Origin of the sequence: Pseudomonas sp. NPDC089569 (assembly GCF_050280625.1) — a bacterium.
In the GTDB taxonomy this organism is placed as follows: Bacteria; Pseudomonadota; Gammaproteobacteria; order Pseudomonadales; family Pseudomonadaceae; genus Aquipseudomonas.
The window spans coordinates 1-1,192 of the sequence record NZ_JBNNVQ010000270.1; the positions used below are offsets into that span (position 1 = coordinate 1).

1 protein-coding gene and 1 pseudogene are annotated in these 1,192 nt (G+C 62.9%); both read right to left on the bottom strand.

Features of this window, described 5'->3' with window-relative positions:
* Nucleotides 1-250: pseudogene (locus ACQKP2_RS33000) on the bottom strand (hypothetical protein); the annotation flags it as partial.
* A 23-nt stretch (nt 251-273) separates the two neighbouring features.
* The coding region (gene glyA, locus ACQKP2_RS33005) for a serine hydroxymethyltransferase (protein WP_427582402.1) at nt 274-1,192 on the bottom strand (919 nt) is incomplete at its 5' end.

Genomic DNA, 1,192 nt, shown 5'->3' on the forward strand with positions numbered 1-1,192 from the left:
CCAGGTCGGCCCTGGCGTAATCACCGATGTTGTCGCTCAACTCCGACGGGTTGATGTTGGCCGAATAGTCGGCACCTGCTACCCATTGGCCCTTGGCCAGGTAGTAGGCGGTCGCCAGACCGTGCCCGCCACCGCCGACGATGACTACGTCGTAGACCTTTTTCGGGGTCGGCGTGCGCCACATGCGCTGCCAGTTTTCATGGTGGCTGAGGGAGTGCTTGAAGAGGCCGAAGCCCGAGTAGCGTTGCATAGTCATTTACTCCAAAACCGCGCTCAGCGATAAACCGGGAAGTCTGCGCACAGGGCCGACACTTGCTCGGCGACATTGGCCTCGACATCGGCATCGCCGAGGTTGTCGAGGATGTCGCAGATCCAGCCGGCCAGCGTGACGCACTGAGTCACCTTGAAGCCGCGAGTAGTCACCGCCGGGGTGCCGATGCGCAGGCCCGAGGTCACGAATGGCGACTGCGGGTCGTTCGGCACGGCGTTCTTGTTCACGGTGATATGGGCGCGACCCAGGGCAGCGTCTGCATCCTTGCCGGTCAGGCCCTGACGGATCAGGCTGACCAGGAACAGGTGGTTATCGGTACCACCGGACACTACATCGTAGCCACGTTTTACGAACACGCCGGCCATGGCCTGGGCGTTTTCGATCACTTGTTGCTGGTAAGCCTTGAAGCCGGGCTCCAGCGCTTCCTTGAAGCACACGGCCTTGGCGGCGATCACGTGCATCAGCGGGCCACCCTGGGCGCCCGGGAAAACTGCTGCGTTGAGCTTCTTCTCGATTTCTTCGTTGGACTTGGCCAGGATCAGGCCGCCACGTGGACCGCGCAGGGTCTTGTGGGTGGTGGTGGTGACCACGTCGGCGAACGGAATCGGGTTCGGGTACAGACCGGCGGCGACCAGACCGGCCACGTGGGCCATGTCGACGAACAGCAGTGCACCGACCTTATCGGCGATCTGACGGAAGCGCGGGAAGTCGAGGGTCTTGGAGTAGGCCGAGAAACCGGCAACGATCATCTTCGGCTTGTGCTCCACGGCCAGGCGCTCGACTTCGTCGTAGTCGATCAGGCCGGTGGTGGTGTCGATACCGTACTGCACGGCGTTGTACAGCTTGCCCGAGGACGACACCTTGGCACCGTGGGTCAGGTGACCGCCGTGGGCCAGGCTCATGCCCAGGATGGTGTCGCCG